The following is a 17,191-nucleotide window of genomic DNA, read 5'->3' as shown; positions in this document are numbered from 1 at the left end:
CCCCATGACCCCCGACCAAGTCGCCGCCTTCTGCCTGCAACTTCCCGGTGCCCGGGAAGACCTCAAATGGGGCAGTAACCGGGTGTTTTCCATCGCCGGCAACAAGATGTTCGCCATCATCAACTTCCTGGGTGACGGCTTGACCTTCAAGGTCGACAAGGACCTCTTCCTCGGTTATGTCGACCGCCCTGGCATCAGCCCTGCCCCCTACCTGGCCCGCGCCCACTGGATCGCGATGCAACGGCCCTACCCCATGGGCGACGATGAGCTGCGTGAGCTGATTATCCGCTCCCACCAGCTGGTGGTGGCGCGCCTGCCGAAGATCCGGCAGGTGGGGCTACGCCTAGACTGAATCTCCCCAACGACAAGGAAAGTCTCATGTCCATTCGCTCCTTCGCCCTGGTCGCCCTGGTGCTGTTCGGTGGCTACACCCTCTGGGTCATGGCCACCAGCGAACAGCCCCTGCTGGAGTTCGGCGCACAGTTGATGAGCCGCGCCGATACCGCGCAGGTCGTGATCGACCTCTACCTCGCCTGTGCGCTGATCGGCATCTGGATGTACCAGGACAACCGTCGCCAGGGCCGCAGCCTGGCCTACTTGCTACCCTTCTACGTGCTGACCGCGGTGTTCGCCTCCATCGGGCCGCTGCTCTATCTGGTCATGCGCAAACCCCAGCGCCAGGAAGCCTGAAGCGATGAGAACCACCGCCCTCTGGACCCATCTGTGGAACAACCGGGCGCCCACCCAGGGCCTGGAAGACTTCCGCCTTGAGGGACGCCGCGCGGACAGCGGAATGCTGGCCTTCGACGACGACGGCAAGTCCTATCGCCTGAATTACAGCGTGGAGTACGAGAAAGGCTGGGAGCCCCGGGGTTTCAACGCCACGGTGCGTGACGGACGTGGCAGCCGCAACCTGACCCTGCGCCGCGATGGCCTGCACTGGTTCGATGGCAACGGCCAGAAGCTGCCGGAGCTGTCCGGCAGCCTCGACCTGGACCTCTGGCCCACGCCCTTCACCAACAGCCCGAGCATCTGGCGGCTGTTCCTCAACCCCGGCGAGCGGAGGGAGATCGAAACGGTCTTCGTCGAAGCCCCGCAACTGACCGTACGGCGCATGCGCCAGGCCTACACCCGCCTCGACCAGACCCATTACCTCTACCAGAACCTCGACGGCAGCGGCTTCGAAGCGGTGCTGACGCTGGATGAGGACGGGCTGGTGAATCGCTATCCGCTGTTCTTTCAGCGGTTGTGATGGAAAGGGAAACGACCTTGTAGGGGCGATTTCAATCGCCAAGCAGGCCGAAGGTCTGCCCGCCGGAGGCACCGGGGGGCAGCTTCGCTACCCTTGGCGAATGAATTCGCCCCTACAGCGAAAAGCAACGCCCCTCACGCCGGCGCGGTCTCCAGCCGGTGAATCGGCTTCCAGCGGCGCAGTTGCTGGTAGAGGGTCGGCACCACGAAGAGGGTGAAGAAGGTCCCCACCAGCAGGCCGCCGACGATCACCATGCCGATCTGCTGCCGGCTTTCCGCGCCAGCACCGCTGGCGATGGCCAGGGGCACCGAGCCCAGCACCATGGCGCCGGTGGTCATCAGGATCGGCCGCAGGCGCTTCACCGAGGCTTCCATCACCGCTTCGTGCAGGTCCACGCCCTGGCGCAGGAGCTGGTTGGCGAACTCGACGATGAGGATGCCGTGCTTGGTGATCAGGCCGATGAGGGTGACCATCCCCACCTGCGAATAGATGTTCAGGGTGCCGCCGAAAATGGTCAGCGCAAGCAGCGCACCGGCCATGGAGAGCGGCACGCTGAAGAGGATGATCAGCGGGTCGATGAAGCTCTCGAACTGCGCCGCCAGCACCAGGTAGATGAACACCAGGGCCAGGGCGAAGATCAGCGCCACGCCGCTGCTGGAGTCCTTGAAGTCCCGCGAGGTGCCGGTGTAGTCGAACTGGGTATCCGGCGGGAATACCGCGCGAGCCGCTTCCTCCAGATAATCCAGCGCCTCACCGAGGGTGTAGCCGGAGCCGACGTTGGCGGTGACGGTTACCGCGCGCAGCTGGTTGAAATGGTTGAGTTCGCGGGGCGCTACGGTTTCCCGTACGTCGATCAGGTTGGCCAGCTGCACCATGCTGTCGTTGCGGCCGCGCACGTAGACGCGGTTGAGGTCGTCAGGATTACTGCGGTCGACGTTGGCCAGTTGCACCAGCACGTCGTACTGCTCGCCGTTCTGCTTGAAGCGGGTCACCTGGCGGCTGCCGAACAGGCTTTCCAGGCTGCGACCGATCGCGGCCACATCGGTACCCACGGCCACTGCCTGCTCGCGGTTGACCGTGACCTTGAGTTGCGGCGAGTTGAGCTTGAGGTCGCTGTCCAGGCTCTCCAGCCCCGGATAGTCGCGCACCCGCTCCATCAACTGGTCGACGTAGGTCTGCAGCTCGCTGTACTCCAGCGAGGAGCGGATCACGAAGTTCACCGGCTGGTTGCGGGCGCTCTGGCCCAGGGGTGGCCGGTTGATGGGAAAGGCACGCACGCCGGGGATGTCGCGCAGCTTGGGCAGTAGCTCGTCGCGAATCTCGAACTGGCTGCGCCCCCGCGAGTCCCAGTCCTCCAGCTTGAGGAATGACAGCCCCTGGGCCACGGTCGGGAAACCCACCACCACCATGTAACGGTTGGCTTCGGGGATCGACTGGTAGGCCTCTTCCAGCATCTTCGCGTAGCGGCTGGTGTATTCGATGGTGGCGCCGTCGGGGCCATTGATGGAGCCGACGATGGTACCGGTGTCTTCGGTGGGCGCCAGCTCACTGCGCAGGCCGCTGAACAGCACCAGGCAAAGCACGAGGATGCCCGCCAGCAGCAGGATGATCAGCATCCAGACCCGCAGCACCCGCTCCAGCAGGTGGCGGTAGCTGTAGGTCAGCGCGTGGAGAAAGGACTCCACCAGGTTGTAGAAGCGCCCGTGCTGCTGCGCTGCGTGGGGCTTGAGCAGGCGTCCGCACATCATCGGCGACAGCGTCAGGGCGACGAAGCCGGACACCAGCACCGCGCCGGCGAGCGTCCAGGAGAATTCCGTGAAGAGCTTGCCCGACGTGCCCTGCATGAAGCCGATGGGGGCATAGACCGCCGCCAGGGTGAGGGTCATGGCGATCACCGCGAAGGCGATCTCGCGGCTGCCCTTGTAGGCCGCCTGGATCGGCGACATGCCCTCCTCGATGTGCCGGTGGATGTTCTCCAGCACCACGATGGCGTCGTCCACCACCAGGCCGATGGCGAGCACCATGGCCAGCAACGTCAGGGTGTTGATGGAGAAGCCCAGCAGCACCATCAGACTGAAGGCACCGATCAGCGAGACCGGGATGGTGACCAGGGGAATCAGGGTGGCGCGCAGGGAGCGCAGGAACAGGAAGATGATCAGGATGACCAGCACCACCGCTTCCCAGATAGTGGTGTAGACGTTGTTGATGGACTCGCGGATGAACAGCGAGTTGTCGTTGGCGATGGTCATCTTCATGCCATCGGGCAGCAACGCGCGGATTTCCGGCAGCGCGGCATCGAGCCCGTCGGAAATCTCCAGCGGGTTGGCCGTGGCCTGCTTGACCAGCCCCAGGGACACCGCCGCGCGCCCGTTGAAGCGCACGATGCTGCGTTCGTCCGCCGCGCCCACTTCGGCGTGACCGACATCGGCCAGGCGCAGCAGGTAGCCGCGCTGGTCGTTGAGGATCAGGTCGTTGAACTCCTCCGGGGTACGCAGGTCGGTTTCCGACAGCACGCTGAACTCGCGCTGCACGGACTCGATGCGGCCGGCGGGAATCTCCACGTTCTGCCGGCGCAAGGCATCTTCCACGTCCTGCACGGTGAGGTCGTGGGCGGCGAGTTTTTCCGGGTCCAGCCAGATGCGCATGGCGAAACGCCGGGCACCCCGGATCTGCACCTCAGAAACACCCGGGATGGTCTGCAGGCGGTCCCGTATCACCCGCTCCAGTACGTCGGTGATCTCCATCGCCGAGTGCTGCTCGCTGTAGAAGGCGATCCAGATCACCGGCTGGGCGTCGGCCTCGACCTTCTGCACGATGGGTTCATTGATCTCGTCCGGCAGCAGGCCACGCACGCGGCCCAGGCGGTCGCGCACGTCGTTGGCCGCTTCGTCGGCATTGGTGCCGAGGCGGAACTGGGCGGTGATCTGGGTGTTCTCCGAACGGCTGATGGAGGCAACGAAGTCCAGGCCCTCGATGCCTGACAACACGTCCTCGATGGGCTGGGCCACCTGGGATTCCATGATCTCCGGGCTGGCACCGGGGTAGATCACGTTGACGGTGACGATGGGCACGTCGATGTTGGGGTATTCCCGCACCGCCAGTCGCTGGTAGGCCAGCAAGCCGAGCAGGACCAGGATCAGTGACAGGACGGTGGCGAATACCGGCCTGCGGATGCACACATCTGAGAGGGTCATACGCCACCCCGCGCTACGGTGCGGACCTCCAGCCCTGGGCTGACTTTCTGCCAGCCCGCGGTAATGACCTGCTCGTCGCCCTGCAGGCCCTCACGGACCTCGGCCTTGCCGCGCAGGCGCTGGCCGATCTTGATGGGACGCCGCTCCACCTTGCCGTCCACCACCAGGTTGACGAACAACTGGTGCCCCAGGGGCATTACCGCTTCCTCGGGGATCAGCAAGGCTTGCGGGCGCTCGGCGAGGATCACCGACACCTTCACGAACTGGCCGGGCTTGAGGCGGTGGTCCTGGTTGGGAACCTGCGCTCGGATCGCCTGGCTGCGGCCGACCTCATCCAGGCGCGGGTTGAGGGCGATGATCGCGCCCCGGAAGCGTTCGCCCGGGTAAGCGTCCAGGCTCAGCTCCACCGCCTGGCCGATGCTCACCTGGCTGACCGCCTTCTGCGGCACGCGGAAATCCACCTTGAGTGGGTCCAGTACCTCCAGGTTGACCACGTCCTGTCCGGCGCTGAGGTAGTCACCGACGCTCACCAGACGCAGGCCGAGGGTGCCGTCGTAAGGGGCGCGGATCTGGGTCTTGTCGAAGCGCGCCTGGGCCAGCGCCAGGCTGGCGCGGGCGGCCTGTTCCTGGGACAGGGATTCGTCCTGGGCCTGGGCATTGCTGGCGCCACGGGAGAACAGCATTTTGGCCCGCTCATAGCTCTTTTCCGCCAGGTCGAGATTGGCCTGGGCCTGGGCCAGCTCGGCGCGGGCGATGGCGTCGTCCAGGCTGATCAGCAGTTCGCCGCCCTTGACCTTCTCTCCCTCGCGAAAATGCAGGCTGGCCACCCTGCCCTCCACTTCCGGGCGGATCATCACCGACTCGTCCGAGCGCAGGGACCCGAAGGTCACCAGCTCGTCGCGCACCAGCGCCCGTTGCGGTTCGGCCACTTCCACCAGAGGCGCCTCCTGGGCCATGGCGGACAACGAGGCAAGCGCCCCGAACAACAGCCAAACACTGCGACGGACCTTCATCTGGAGCCTCTGGGACGATTCGGAAGGAAAGGAGCCTGCCGACTATATCGGCAGGCTCGCCAGTGGCATTACAGAGATAATGCCACTCTGTGTCGCATTGTTTCGCCTTACTGACGCATGCCCCGTCCGCTCACCAATAGACGGATGCAGGCGGTGTAGAGGATGACCATGGTCAGCAGCATCAGAGCGATGGCGACACCGATGTTGATGTCGGAAACGCCGAGGATGCCGTAGCGGAAGGCGTTGACCATGTGCAGGATCGGGTTGCCCAGGGACACCGCCTGCCAGAAGGGCGGCAGCAGGTTGATCGAGTAGAACACGCCGCCCAGGTAGGTCAGCGGGGTCAGCACGAAGGTCGGGATGATCGAGATGTCGTCGAAGTTGCGTGCGTAGACGGCGTTGATGAAGCCACCCAGGGAGAAGATGGTGGCGGTCAGCAGTACCACCAGCGCGGTCACCCCGATGTGGTGCACCTGGAGCTTGGTGAAGAACAGCGACAGGAAGGTCACGATCACCCCCACCGCCAACCCGCGCAGCACGCCACCAATGGTGTAGCCGAGGAGGATGGTGTGCGCCGACACCGGCGATACCAGGAGCTCCTCCACCGAGCGCTGGAACTTGCTGCCGAAGAAGCTCGACACCACGTTGCTGTAGGAGTTGGTGATCACCGACATCATGATCAGGCCGGGGACGATGTAGTCCATGTAGCTGAAGCCGCCCATGTCGCCGATCTGCCGGCCGATCAGGTTGCCGAAGATGACGAAGTACAGCGCCATGGTAATGGCCGGGGGCAGCAGGGTCTGCGGCCAGATCCGCATGAAACGGCGGACTTCACGGGTGACGATGGTATTGAGGGCGACCAGGTTGGCGGAGAGTTCCGAACTCATACGGCCACCTTCGCCAGGTTTTTCTCCACCAGGGACACGAACAGCTCCTCGAGGCGATTGGACTTGTTACGCATGCTCAGCACGTCGATGTTCAGGGCGGCGAGCTGGCGGAACAGCTCGGTCAGGCCCTGGCTCTTCTCCACCTGCACTTCCAGGGTGTGGTCATCCACCAGTTCGGCCGGGTAGCCGTTGAGCTGCGGCACCACTTCCAGGGGCTCCTTGAGGTCGAGCAGGAAGGTTTCCTTGTGAAGCTTCTTCAGCAGCTCCTTCATGCTGGTGTTCTCGACGATCCGGCCGTGGTCGATGATGCCGATGTTGCGGCAGAGCTGCTCGGCCTCTTCCAGGTAGTGCGTCGTCAGGATGATGGTGATGCCCTGCTCGTTGAGCTCGGTGAGGAAGCTCCACATGGAGCGGCGCAGCTCGATGTCCACGCCTGCGGTGGGTTCGTCGAGGATCAGCAGGCGCGGTTGGTGGATCAGCGCGCGAGCGATCATCAGGCGGCGCTTCATACCACCGGACAGCTCGCGGGATGCCGAATTGCGCTTCTCCCACAAGCCGAGCTGGTTCAGGTACTGCTCGGCGCGCTCCTTGGCGACCTTCGCCGGAATGCCGTAGTAGCCCGCCTGGGTCACGACGATGTCGAAGACCTTCTCGAACTGGTTGAAGTTGAACTCCTGGGGCACCACGCCCAGGCAGCGCTTGAGTGCATAGGGCGATTTGTCCAGGTCGTTGCCGAAGACGCTGACGCTGCCGCTGGTCTTGTTCACCAGGGTGGACAGGATGCCGATGGTGGTGGACTTGCCCGCGCCGTTGGGGCCGAGCAAGGCGAAGAAATCACCTTCGGCCACTTCCAGATCGATGCCCTTGAGGGCCTGGAAGCCATTGCCGTAGGTCTTGGTCAACTGCCGGATGGACAGGGCGGAACTCATAGTGGATTCGTCTGCTTCAAGGGGAAGTGGCTAGATAAGGCTAAATGCCAGCAAATTCAACCATGCATCGCTGCACATCAGCCTAGGTTCCAATGGCCGGGTCGGCGAGCTGGCGACTCAGGTGAGCGCCGTCATCACAGCCTTGCGATACGCAGGCCGCGCCGTCAGGCGTTCGTACCAGGCCTGGAGGTGGGGCAGCTCCGGCCGCAGGATGGGCATCTCGAACCAGGCATAGGCGAAGCAACCCAAGGGGATGTCGCCCATGGCGAAGGCGTCGCCGGAAAGATACGGATGCTGGGCCAGGGCCCGGTCGGGAATGGCCAGCAGCTCGCCGCAGCGGGTCAGCGCGGCGTCGATCAGCGCCTGGTTGCGCTCGGCCGGCGGTGTGCGCAGGGTGCCCCAGAACAGGTCGCGGAAGGGCGTGGCGAAGCTGGAGGTGGTCCAGTCCATCCACTTGTCACCCTCGGCACGCGCAACCGGGGATTCCGGGTACAGGGTGCCTGCGGCATAACACGCCGCCAGGTAGCGGACGATGGCGTTGGACTCCCAGAGCACCAGGTCGCCATCCTCGATCATCGGCACCAGGCCGTTGGGATTGCGCGCACGGTAGGCCGGCTCGTTGACCAGCCCGAAAGCGCCGCCGGCATCCCGCTGTTCGTACGCGACGCCGACTTCTTCCGCCGCCCAGAGCGCCTTGCGCACGTTGGTGGAATTGATTCGCCCCCAGATCTTCAGCATTGCGACACTCCAGGCCGGTTGGACAGGGGCACCATTCTAGGGCGCCGCGTCAGGCGACGGAATGCCGAATCCTCCAGATCTTCTCGTTCGCGGTGGACTTCCGGAACAGCTGCCTAGAGTTTGAAGTTTCCCGCCATGCCTTGAAGCTCCTGGCCCAGACGGGCCAGCTGCACGCTGGATGTCGCGGTTTCATCCATGGCTTCGGCGGACTGGTCGGCAATGTCGCGGATGCTGGTGACACTGCGATTGATTTCTTCAGCCACCGCACTCTGCTGCTCTGCTGCCGCCGCGATCTGCTGGTTCATCTGATGGATCAGGGTCACGGCTTCGGCGATGCCGGCCAGGGCTTCCTCGGTCAGGTTGGCGTCGCGCACGGTCAGGTCCACCAGGCTTTCGCTCTGCTGCATGTGCTCCACCGAGTTGCGTACGCCTTCTCGCAGGGTGGCAATCAGCCGTTCGATCTCGGCGGTGGACTGCTGGGTACGCCGCGCCAGCGCCCGCACCTCGTCCGCCACCACGGCAAAACCACGGCCCTGCTCGCCGGCTCGGGCTGCCTCGATGGCGGCGTTGAGCGCCAGCAGGTTGGTCTGCTCGGCGACGCTTTTGATCACATCCAGCACGGTGCCGATGCTCTGGGTGTCATGGCTCAGGCGCTGGATGCTGGAAGTGGTTTCTTCCATCGCATGGGCCAGTTGGTTGACCCGCTCCAGGGTCTGGCGCACCACTTGGCTGCCCGTGCTGACGCGGTTGTCGGCCGCCTCGGTGGAGCTGGCAGCGGCCTCTGCGTTGCGCGCCACCTCCTGCACGGTGGCGGCCATCTCGCTCATGGCGGTGGCCACCTGGTCGGTTTCTTCCTTCTGCCCGTTGACGCCGACACGGGTCTGCTCGGTGACGCTGGACAGCGCCTGCGCCGAGGCGGAAATCTGCGCTACCCCGCCCTGCAGGCGGCCGACCATGTCCCGCAGGTTGGCGGACATGCCCCGCATGGCTTCCATCAATTGGCCGATCTCGTCGCGGCGCTGCACCTCGATGCTGGCGCTGAGATCACCCTCGGCGATCTGCTGTGCCAGACCGATGACTCGCCGCAGCGGCCGGACGATCAGCAGGCTGATCAGCACCGTGGCAGCCAGCCCGATCACCAGCGCCAGCGCCGCCGCCAGCAGGATCAGCAGCGAGCTGGAATCCTGTTGGGCGCGCATGTCGGCCTTCTGCAGTTCATAGGCCCGCTCCACGGCCTGCACCACGCGATCCGCCTCGGCGGCCAGGTGCGCGTACTCCTGGCGCTGCTGGGCCAGGGTGGCGGTGTAATCCTTGAGGCGTTCGTTGAAGGAGTCGACGTTGCCGATCACTTCGGTGAGCACGGCGGCGTAGCCGGGGTCCTGCATGCCGTCACGCAGTTCGGCGGCAAGCTTCTGGGCGTCCAGGGCTTCCTGGATCTGCGGCGCGCCGGTTTCCTCGCTGCCGCGGCTCTGCTCCAGGCGCAGACGGGCCTGATTGAGCGCCTGCAGGAGCAACTGATAGACCCGGCCGATCTGCCCGCCCTGGGTCACCAGGTCGGCACCTTCAGCACCCTGGGAGCTTTTCAGCAAGTCGACGCCATCCTCGTTCAGGCCGCTCTGCAGCACGTCGAGGCTGTTGGAGGCGCTGACCACCAGCCAGTTGGCCGCTTCCAGGGCCAGGCGCTGGTTATCGGTGAGTTCCACGTAGCGGTCGAACGCGCCACGGTATTCGGCCATGGCCTGGGTGACTTCGCCCAGGGCGTCGTGCCCCGGTCCGCTCAGTTGCGCGGCCAGCGCCTCGCTGCGGGCGACTATGGCTTCAGCCTGCTGGCGAAGCGCGTCGGCGTGCTTGGCGTCGGAGGTGAGGGCGTAGTCCTTTTCCGTGCGGCGAATCACCAGCACGTCGCCGCTGATGGCGCGCATCTCTTCCAGCAGATGGGCCCTGTCGTCCACGGCACGCAGGGCAGTGAAGCCGGTGGCGGCCACCACCAGGGTCAGCGCCAACACGACGCCGAATCCCAGCATCAGTTTGCTGGCAGTACTCAGGCTGGCCAGCCGGTGTTGCAAGACAGTCCACATGCTCCTACCTCCCCGCAAGGCGACAACTGCATGGACGCGATCTGTCATCCGCTTCCCTGAAAGGGCGAACATAGGAGCAGCCGGATACTGGCGACAAGCCACAATCCTGCCGCCCGGACTGGCCTGCTGTTTTTGGCTAAGTGGAGGTCGTTTCTGGATCGCTTTCTATCCTTCCTACGGAACCCTGGGAACTGACCCAGGCCAATAAAGGAACTTGGCCTGAGAACTAGGCTTGACTCAGGACTCGCCAAGGAGGACGTCATGACCGCGCCATCACCCACCCATTGGCATGCCCAGACTGTCGAGGACAGCCTGCAGCGACTGGACAGCAGGCCGACCGGGCTGGACGCCGAGGAAGCCGAGCGCCGCCTGGCCAGCTTTGGGCCCAACCGCCTGCCCGAACGTGCCGGGGCCGGACCGCTCAAGCGCTTCCTGCTGCAGTTCCACAACCTGCTCATCTATGTATTGCTGGCCTCGACCCTGGTCACCCTGGCCCTGGGCGAATGGCTGGATAGCGCCGTGATCTTCGGCGTGGTGCTGATCAACGCCGTGGTCGGCTTCATCCAGGAAGGCAAGGCGGAGTCGGCCATGCGCGCCATCCAGAAGCTGCTGACCCTGGACAGCCGCGTCAAACGCAGCGGTGAAGTGCGCCAGGTGCCTGCAGAAGACCTGGTACCGGGCGACCTGGTGCTGCTGGAAGCCGGCGACCGCGTACCGGCGGACCTGCGCCTGGTGGAAACCCGTGACCTGCGCATCGAGGAAGCCGCGCTCACTGGCGAGTCGGTTCCCGCCGACAAGACCAACCGTCCCGTCACCGCGGACGCCAGCCTGGGCGACCGGCAGAGCATGGCCTACTCGGGCACCCTGGTCAGCGCCGGCAGCGGCGTGGGCCTGGTGGTGGCGACCGCAGGCGAGACCGAGCTGGGGCGCATCAGTCACCTCTTGGGCTCCGTGGAGCAACTGCAGACCCCGCTTCTGGCGGACATGGCCCGCTTCGCCCGCCAACTCACCCTGATCATCCTGGTGCTGGCGGCGGCCACCTTCGTCTTCGGCATCCTGCTGCGTGGCTACAGTGCCGACGACATGCTGATGGCCGCCGTGGGCCTGGCCGTAGCCGCCATTCCCGAGGGGCTGCCAGCGGTGCTGACCATCATCCTCGCCCTGGGGGTGCAACGCATGGCTCGCCGCCAGTCGATCATCCGCCGGCTACCGGCCGTGGAAAGCCTGGGGGCGGTGACGGTGGTCTGCTCCGACAAGACCGGTACCCTGACCCGCAATGAAATGACGGTGCAGCGCGTCTACACCGCCGCCCGCCACTACGAGATTTCCGGCGTGGGCTATGCGCCCGAAGGCGATGTCAGCCCCAGCGGCGACTTGGCCCACGACCTTCACGAACTGGCGCGGGCCGGATTACTGGCCAACAGTGCCAGCCTCTGCGAGGTGGACAACCAGTGGTGCATCACCGGTGATCCCACCGAAGCCGCCCTGCTCACCCTGGCCGGCAAGCTGCAACTCGATTCGAGCGACGAAGCCTTGCGCCAGCCCCGGGTGGACGCCATTCCCTTCAGCTCCGAGCGCCGCTACCTGGCCAGCCTGCACCGCGATGAAAAGGGCCAGGGCGTGATCTATCTGGTTGGCGCACCGGAACGCTTGCTGGAAGTTTGCGACCAGCAATGGCGCAATGCCGCCGCCGAACCGCTGGACCCACGCATCTGGGACGACGTGCTGGATGAGGGAGCCGCTGCCGGCCTGCGTATGATCGGCCTGGCCCGTCGCGCTGTCGGCAGCGGCCAACACGAGCTGGACCATGCAGACCTGGACAATGGCTTCGTGCTGCTGGGCCTGGTGGGGATGATGGACCCGCCACGAGAAGAGGCCATCCTCGCCATCGAGGACTGCCACAGCGCCGGCATCCACGTGAAGATGATCACCGGCGACCATGCCGCCACCGCCGCCGCCATCGCCGAACGCCTGGGGCTGCCGTCCGGTACCCCGCTGACCGGCGCCGACCTGGACGACCTGACCGACGCCGAGCTGGACACCCTGCTTCGGGAAACCAGCGTGTTCGCCCGCACCAGTCCGAGCCACAAGCTGCGCCTGGTGGAGCGCCTGCAGGCAATCGGCGAGCGGGTGGCCATGACCGGCGACGGCGTCAACGACTCCCCTGCCCTCAAACGCGCCGACATCGGCATCGCCATGGGTATCAAGGGCACCGAGGCGGCCAAGGAAGCAGCGCAGATGGTGCTGGCCGACGACAACTTCGCCACCATCGCCCACGCAGTGGAGGAAGGCCGCACCGTCTACGACAACCTGAAGAAGTCCATCCTCTTCATCCTGCCCACCAACGGCGCCCAGGCCTTCGTCCTGCTGACCGCCATTCTGCTCGGTCTGACGCTGCCTATCACGCCGCTACAGATCCTCTGGGTGAACATGATCACCGCAGTCACCCTGGCCCTGGCGCTGGCCTTCGAGCCCGCCGAAGACGACCTCATGGCGCGGCCGCCGAGGGACCCCAAGGCTCCACTGCTCTCAGGCGAATTGCTCTGGCTGATCCTGCTGGTATCGGTGCTGCTGACCCTGGCCAGCCTGGGGCTGTTCATTCACTCCCAGGAGCTCGGCTGGAGCATGGAAGCCAGCCGCACCCTGGCGGTGAACGCACTGGTGTTCGGCGAAATCGGCTACCTGTTCAGCAGCCGGCGCCTGAATGGCCCGGCGCGCTTCGGCATCCGGGACAATCCGATGGTCTGGGCCATGGTGGGCCTGATGGTGCTGCTGCAACTGGGCTTCACCTACGTGCCCGCGCTGCAGTCGCTGTTCGGCACCCGTGGGCTGGGCCTGGAAGGCTGGGGCTGGTGCCTGGCCACGGCAGTCGCCACCTGTGCGGTCGCCGAGGCCGACAAGTGGCTGCGCCACTACATCGCCAGCAAACGACGCCCGCCCCTGACCTGATGCCGATCGAGCAACGTCACGATGCGGACAACGGTTGCGCCCCTTGGTGGTGATTTACGGGTAAGTCAGGTGGTGCGGCTCAGGTCGGCCGCACCATGTTGAAGGTGTCACGGGTACGGGTATAGGCGCTGCCGCCCAGGCGCCCCACCAGGTCCAGGCGCTGCGGGTCCACCCTGCCCGCGTCGGTCAGCACCGAATCATCGATGTGCGCCAGCAGCACCTCGGCGAACACCAGGTGGCAATTGGGATTGGCGCGCGGATAGGGCTGGATTTCCGCCAGCTTGCACTCGAAAGCCACCGACGCGCCCCGTACGCGCGGCGGACGCACGCGCAGCGAAGGCTCCGTGGCGATACCGCAGGCCTCGAACTCGCTCTCGCCGTGGGGCAGCAGAGCCGCGCTGGCATTCATGGCCTCCGCCTGCTCGAAGGAAACCAGATGGATCACCAGTTCGCCGGTGTCCTGCACGTTGCGCAGCGTGTCCTTGAGCTGCCCGTCGCCACGGGTGTTGATGTTCACCAGCAGCGTCGCCGGATTGTCACTGATGATCTGGAAGAAACTGAACGGCGCCAGGTTGCTGACCCCATCCTTCGACAGGGTGGAAACCCAGGCAATGGGACGCGGTGTGATGGTCGAAGCGAGCCAGCGATAAGCATCCAGCGGCGCCAGCTGGGAGAAGTCGAGCTGCATGGAAAAGCTCCAGCGAAGAGGAAACGGCGATTATGCCCTGCCGCCGAAGTCACGACATAGACGCCTCAAGGCTGCGCGCCCCCTCGGAAGGGTCAATAGGCCTCAACCCCACCGGCGGAGACACCCGCCTCATGACGAGCCGGTATGTACTGATCGAGGCCGACCCGGACCTCGGCCTGCTCATCCACCTCCACTTCCGCCTCCGAGCCGCCCGCTACACCCGGCCCCATGGCCTGTCGCGCCGACTGGATCAGCTGAAGATTGCGACTGCGCAGATCGGCATCGTTGCGTGTTCGTGCGTTGGACCGCATCGCCAGCGCCACAGCCTGCGCATATTGCCCTTGCTGGAACCGCACCTGACCCAGCTGGTGCAGGATCGCCGGATTGTTCGGCTCGATACGCAGGGCGCGCTCCAGGGTGTCGCCAGCCAGCTCTACCTCACCGTACTCCAGCTGCAGCGCCGCTGCTTCCAGAAAAGCGCCCGACGCACCATTGCTCCGCGGACCAGAAGCGAACGCGGGTAACGTGGCGGCCGCGCAGACGGCAAGTAACAGAGTCGGGAAGAAATTCCTGTGGCGCATCGGCGGTGTTCTCACCTGAGTTCAGATAGGACGGGATGGGAAAATCTCGGCGAACTCCGACTCTCACCAATGCCTGAAGTTCCCTTTGGTCCTGGGGCTTGACTGGTCGAAGCGCGTGGCGACCGGCATGCAGTTGAAGGCCCGGCTTTCCTGATAAACTTCCCGGCCATTACGCATGATCCGAATCTGCCAAACGTCCCGTCCTTGCGTTTCCACCTTCCGATTGCCCCCGTTCGGGTTGCTACAACAGCTCGAAAACAACCGGAAGTACCAGGAAAACGCAGCAATCCAGAAGCCCCCGAATGACCGCCGCACAAGCCTCCACGCCAGCATCCACGCGCCCTGCCCTGTCCCGCCGCTTCTCCGTGGCGCCGATGATGGACTGGACGGATAGGCACTGTCGTTTCTTCCTGCGCCAGCTGTCGAAGCACGCCCTGCTCTACACAGAGATGGTGACCACCGGCGCGTTGTTGCATGGCGACCGTGAGCGCTTTCTGCGTCACGACGAGGCGGAGCACCCGCTGGCGTTGCAACTGGGCGGCAGCGTGCCAGCGGACCTGGCGGCCTGCGCGAAGATGGCGCAGGAGACGGGTTATGACGAAGTGAACCTGAACGTCGGCTGCCCTAGCGACCGGGTGCAGAACAACATGATCGGCGCCTGCCTGATGGGCCATCCCGCGCTGGTGGCCGATTGCGTCAAGGCGATGCTGGATGCGGTGGAGATTCCGGTCACGGTGAAGCACCGGATCGGCATCAATGGGCGGGACAGCTACGAGGAGCTCTGCGACTTCGTCGGCCAGGTACGCGAGGCCGGGTGCCGCAGCTTCACGGTCCATGCACGCATCGCCATCCTCGAAGGTCTTTCGCCCAAGGAGAACCGCGAGATTCCGCCATTGCGCTATGACGTGGCGGCACAGCTGAAGCGGGACTTCCCGGACCTGGAGATCATCCTCAACGGCGGTATCAAGACCCTCGACGAGTGCCGCGAGCACCTCGATACCTTCGATGGCGTGATGCTGGGCCGCGAGGCGTACCACAACCCCTACCTGCTGGCCGAAGTGGATGCTGGGCTGCTTGGAGGCAATGGCCCGCAGATCAGCCGTGCCGAGGCCCTCGAGGCCATACGCCCCTATATCGAGCGCCACATTCAGGAAGGCGGCGTAATGCATCACATCACCCGCCACGTCCTCGGCCTGGCGCAGGGTTTCCCCGGCGCCCGGCGCTTCCGCCAGTTGCTGTCGGTCGACGTACACAAGACAGACGACCCGCTGGCGCTGCTGGATCAGGCTGCCGAGCTGCTGCGCGGCCGCTGAGCGGAAATCGTCGCTTCCCAGGACGGCGCCAGGCAGTAACGGCTGCCGCCCAGGGCGACCACTAGGCCGCTGTCCACCATCCGGCCCAGCACCTGGCGCACGCTGACCAGCGACAGCGGTTCGCCTGCTTCCACCAGACGCTCGTGAAGAACGCGACTGAGAATCTCGCCACCCTCCAAGGATGCCAGGCAGAGGATTTCCAGCACCTTGAGGCGCGGCATGCTGGTTTTCAGCCCCGATTGCTGCAGCATCTGCCGCAACAGGCGCTGGTCCAGCTGCGGGAGGCTCCGTTCGACCGTCAGATCAAGGGGCTGCAGGACAACCGGCCTGACCCGTGGCAATGCGTGTACTCGCATCAATATCTCCTTGTTTATCAATGGCTTGCTGACGCAACGCCTCCGACTGGCTCTCCTGCCAGCCTGTTTCCCGAAAAATTCGGACTCTCACAGATGTAGACGGACGAGCACGAAAAAACCGCAATAAAAATGCGAAATCTTTTTCCGCGCGGAACCCGGATGCCCCTTTTCCGGGTCTGTTGAGATGGGCAGGCCGATGGCCTGTAAAAAAGCCCTTACGCCCCCGTTGAGCAGCCCCTGCGGCTCGGGTAAGGTCAGATCATCCGCCACGACAAGGTTTTGCCATGACCTCCAAGCTGGACCAACTCAAGCAATACACCACCGTCGTTGCCGACACCGGCGACCTGGACGCGATCGCCCGCCTGAAGCCGGTCGACGCCACCACCAACCCTTCCCTGCTGCTGAAAGCCGCTGCCATGCCACGCTATTCCGAGTTGCTCGACAGCGCGGTGGCAGGTGCCGGCAGTGACCTTGGCCTGGCTTGCGACCGCTTCGGTGTAGCCGTGGGTCAGGAGATCCTCAAGGTGATTCCGGGGCGCATCTCCACCGAGGTGGACGCCCGCCTGTCCTTCGACACCGACGCCACCCTGCGCCGCGCTGAGCGCCTGATCGGCCTCTACGAGGAAGCTGGCATCGGTCGAGAGCGCGTACTGATCAAGATCGCGTCCACCTGGGAAGGCATCCGCGCGGCCGAACAGCTGGAGCGCATGGGTGTCCAGACCAACCTGACCCTGCTGTTCAACTTCGCCCAGGCGGCTGCCTGCGCCGATGCCGGGGTGTTCCTGATCTCCCCCTTCGTCGGCCGCATCTACGACTGGTACAAGAAGGCCGAAGGCCGCGATTACGTTGGCGCCGAAGACCCAGGCGTGCAGTCCGTTGCGCGCATCTACCGCTACTACAAGGCTAATGGCTACCGGACGGTGGTAATGGGCGCGAGCTTCCGCAACCTGGGGCAGATCGAAGCGCTTGCAGGCTGTGACCGGCTGACCATCAGCCCCGAGCTGCTGCAGAAGCTGGCGGACGACCAGGGCACGCTGGAACGCAACCTGGCCCCTGGCAGCGATGCCGAAGCCCGCGTCGTGCTGGACGAAGTCGCGTTCCGCTGGCAGCTCAACGAAGACGCCATGGCCACCGAGAAGCTGGCCGAAGGCATCCGCCTCTTCGCTCGCGACCAGGAAAAGCTGGAAGCCCTGCTCGCCTCGCGCCGCTGAAA

15 protein-coding genes are annotated in these 17,191 nt (G+C 64.9%); 6 read left to right on the top strand and 9 right to left on the bottom strand.

Features of this window, described 5'->3' with window-relative positions:
• The first annotated feature begins 4 nt into the window (after nucleotides 1–4).
• The 3 genes from E8E91_RS22800 to E8E91_RS22790 are packed head-to-tail and all read left to right on the top strand — an operon-like array spanning nucleotide 5 to nucleotide 1,252.
• Nucleotides 5–352, top strand: coding sequence for an MmcQ/YjbR family DNA-binding protein (locus tag E8E91_RS22800; protein ID WP_280379034.1), 348 nt, complete (start codon nucleotides 5–7; stop codon nucleotides 350–352).
• Between the two features lie 26 nt (nucleotides 353–378).
• Nucleotides 379–690, top strand: a complete 312-nt coding sequence (locus E8E91_RS22795) for a DUF2834 domain-containing protein (RefSeq protein ID WP_280379032.1) — start codon at nucleotides 379–381, stop codon at nucleotides 688–690.
• A 4-nt stretch (nucleotides 691–694) separates the two neighbouring features.
• The gene (locus tag E8E91_RS22790) at nucleotides 695–1,252 is read left to right on the top strand and encodes a putative glycolipid-binding domain-containing protein (protein WP_280371916.1); all 558 of its coding nucleotides are present in this window, start codon (nucleotides 695–697) and stop codon (nucleotides 1,250–1,252) included.
• A gap of 134 nt (nucleotides 1,253–1,386) precedes the next feature.
• On the opposite strand, the gene E8E91_RS22785 is transcribed toward E8E91_RS22790, so the two are convergent.
• The 6 genes from E8E91_RS22785 to E8E91_RS22760 form a co-directional block, all read right to left on the bottom strand.
• Nucleotides 1,387–4,446 (bottom strand): efflux RND transporter permease subunit, encoded by a 3,060-nt coding sequence (locus E8E91_RS22785; protein ID WP_280379030.1) that lies wholly within the window; start codon nucleotides 4,444–4,446, stop codon nucleotides 1,387–1,389.
• Nucleotides 4,443–5,459, bottom strand: a complete 1,017-nt coding sequence (locus tag E8E91_RS22780) for an efflux RND transporter periplasmic adaptor subunit (RefSeq protein ID WP_280379028.1) — start codon at nucleotides 5,457–5,459, stop codon at nucleotides 4,443–4,445. Before E8E91_RS22780 ends, E8E91_RS22785 begins: the two co-directional genes overlap by 4 nt.
• Before the next feature lie 107 nt (nucleotides 5,460–5,566).
• Nucleotides 5,567–6,346, bottom strand: a complete 780-nt coding sequence (locus tag E8E91_RS22775) for an ABC transporter permease (protein WP_280371913.1) — start codon at nucleotides 6,344–6,346, stop codon at nucleotides 5,567–5,569.
• Nucleotides 6,343–7,275 carry an ABC transporter ATP-binding protein gene (locus tag E8E91_RS22770; RefSeq protein ID WP_190832258.1) on the bottom strand — a complete coding sequence of 311 codons (933 nt, stop codon included), beginning with the start codon at nucleotides 7,273–7,275 and terminating at the stop codon, nucleotides 6,343–6,345. The genes E8E91_RS22775 and E8E91_RS22770 overlap by 4 nt, the downstream gene beginning before the upstream one ends.
• A 117-nt stretch (nucleotides 7,276–7,392) precedes the next feature.
• The gene (locus E8E91_RS22765; protein WP_280379026.1) at nucleotides 7,393–8,013 is read right to left on the bottom strand and encodes a glutathione S-transferase; all 621 of its coding nucleotides are present in this window, start codon (nucleotides 8,011–8,013) and stop codon (nucleotides 7,393–7,395) included.
• Between the two features lie 113 nt (nucleotides 8,014–8,126).
• Nucleotides 8,127–10,091, bottom strand: a complete 1,965-nt coding sequence (locus E8E91_RS22760; protein WP_280379024.1) for a methyl-accepting chemotaxis protein — start codon at nucleotides 10,089–10,091, stop codon at nucleotides 8,127–8,129.
• Nucleotides 10,092–10,352: 261 nt separating this feature from the next.
• Between E8E91_RS22760 and E8E91_RS22755 the strand changes: the two genes are divergently transcribed.
• Nucleotides 10,353–13,040 carry a cation-transporting P-type ATPase gene (locus E8E91_RS22755; protein WP_280379022.1) on the top strand — a complete coding sequence of 896 codons (2,688 nt, stop codon included), beginning with the start codon at nucleotides 10,353–10,355 and terminating at the stop codon, nucleotides 13,038–13,040.
• 79 nt (nucleotides 13,041–13,119) lie between these two features.
• Here E8E91_RS22755 and E8E91_RS22750 read toward each other — a convergent pair whose 3' ends face one another.
• Together E8E91_RS22750 and E8E91_RS22745 are read right to left on the bottom strand one after the other, a co-directional pair.
• Nucleotides 13,120–13,728, bottom strand: a complete 609-nt coding sequence (locus tag E8E91_RS22750; RefSeq protein ID WP_280379020.1) for a flavin reductase family protein — start codon at nucleotides 13,726–13,728, stop codon at nucleotides 13,120–13,122.
• 92 nt (nucleotides 13,729–13,820) lie between these two features.
• The gene (locus E8E91_RS22745; RefSeq protein WP_280379018.1) at nucleotides 13,821–14,309 is read right to left on the bottom strand and encodes a tetratricopeptide repeat protein; all 489 of its coding nucleotides are present in this window, start codon (nucleotides 14,307–14,309) and stop codon (nucleotides 13,821–13,823) included.
• Nucleotides 14,310–14,611: 302 nt separating this feature from the next.
• On the opposite strand from E8E91_RS22745, the gene dusA reads away from it, so the two are divergent.
• On the top strand, nucleotides 14,612–15,622 hold the full coding sequence (dusA, locus tag E8E91_RS22740) for a tRNA dihydrouridine(20/20a) synthase DusA (RefSeq protein ID WP_280379016.1): 1,011 nt from the start codon (nucleotides 14,612–14,614) through the stop codon (nucleotides 15,620–15,622).
• Here the strand turns inward: dusA and E8E91_RS22735 are convergent.
• The gene (locus E8E91_RS22735) at nucleotides 15,592–15,978 is read right to left on the bottom strand and encodes a hypothetical protein (RefSeq protein ID WP_280379014.1); all 387 of its coding nucleotides are present in this window, start codon (nucleotides 15,976–15,978) and stop codon (nucleotides 15,592–15,594) included. The two genes, dusA and E8E91_RS22735, sit on opposite strands and share 31 nt — an antisense overlap.
• A gap of 284 nt (nucleotides 15,979–16,262) precedes the next feature.
• On the opposite strand from E8E91_RS22735, the gene tal reads away from it, so the two are divergent.
• Entirely contained in the window at nucleotides 16,263–17,189 is a 927-nt protein-coding gene (gene tal / locus E8E91_RS22730) for a transaldolase (protein ID WP_280379012.1), read from the top strand.
• Nucleotides 17,190–17,191: the final 2 nt, after the last annotated feature.

Origin of the sequence: Pseudomonas sp. BN515 (genome assembly GCF_029873155.1) — a bacterium.
In the GTDB taxonomy this organism is placed as follows: Bacteria; Pseudomonadota; Gammaproteobacteria; order Pseudomonadales; family Pseudomonadaceae; genus Metapseudomonas.
This window is presented reverse-complemented; position numbering and strand designations above follow the sequence as displayed.

Bases quoted from the DNA above. Each gene is read 5' to 3' on its own strand.
- E8E91_RS22800 (WP_280379034.1), top strand. From the start codon at position 5: ATGACCCCCGACCAAGTCGCCGCCTTCTGCCTGCAACTTCCCGGTGCC.
- E8E91_RS22795 (WP_280379032.1), top strand. From the start codon at position 379: ATGTCCATTCGCTCCTTCGCCCTGGTCGCCCTGGTGCTGTTCGGTGGC.
- E8E91_RS22790 (WP_280371916.1), top strand. From the start codon at position 695: ATGAGAACCACCGCCCTCTGGACCCATCTGTGGAACAACCGGGCGCCC.
- E8E91_RS22785 (WP_280379030.1), bottom strand. From the start codon at position 4,446: ATGACCCTCTCAGATGTGTGCATCCGCAGGCCGGTATTCGCCACCGTC.
- E8E91_RS22780 (WP_280379028.1), bottom strand. From the start codon at position 5,459: ATGAAGGTCCGTCGCAGTGTTTGGCTGTTGTTCGGGGCGCTTGCCTCG.
- E8E91_RS22775 (WP_280371913.1), bottom strand. From the start codon at position 6,346: ATGAGTTCGGAACTCTCCGCCAACCTGGTCGCCCTCAATACCATCGTC.
- E8E91_RS22770 (WP_190832258.1), bottom strand. From the start codon at position 7,275: ATGAGTTCCGCCCTGTCCATCCGGCAGTTGACCAAGACCTACGGCAAT.
- E8E91_RS22765 (WP_280379026.1), bottom strand. From the start codon at position 8,013: ATGCTGAAGATCTGGGGGCGAATCAATTCCACCAACGTGCGCAAGGCG.
- E8E91_RS22760 (WP_280379024.1), bottom strand. From the start codon at position 10,091: ATGTGGACTGTCTTGCAACACCGGCTGGCCAGCCTGAGTACTGCCAGC.
- E8E91_RS22755 (WP_280379022.1), top strand. From the start codon at position 10,353: ATGACCGCGCCATCACCCACCCATTGGCATGCCCAGACTGTCGAGGAC.
- E8E91_RS22750 (WP_280379020.1), bottom strand. From the start codon at position 13,728: ATGCAGCTCGACTTCTCCCAGCTGGCGCCGCTGGATGCTTATCGCTGG.
- E8E91_RS22745 (WP_280379018.1), bottom strand. From the start codon at position 14,309: ATGCGCCACAGGAATTTCTTCCCGACTCTGTTACTTGCCGTCTGCGCG.
- dusA (WP_280379016.1), top strand. From the start codon at position 14,612: ATGACCGCCGCACAAGCCTCCACGCCAGCATCCACGCGCCCTGCCCTG.
- E8E91_RS22735 (WP_280379014.1), bottom strand. From the start codon at position 15,978: ATGCGAGTACACGCATTGCCACGGGTCAGGCCGGTTGTCCTGCAGCCC.
- tal (WP_280379012.1), top strand. From the start codon at position 16,263: ATGACCTCCAAGCTGGACCAACTCAAGCAATACACCACCGTCGTTGCC.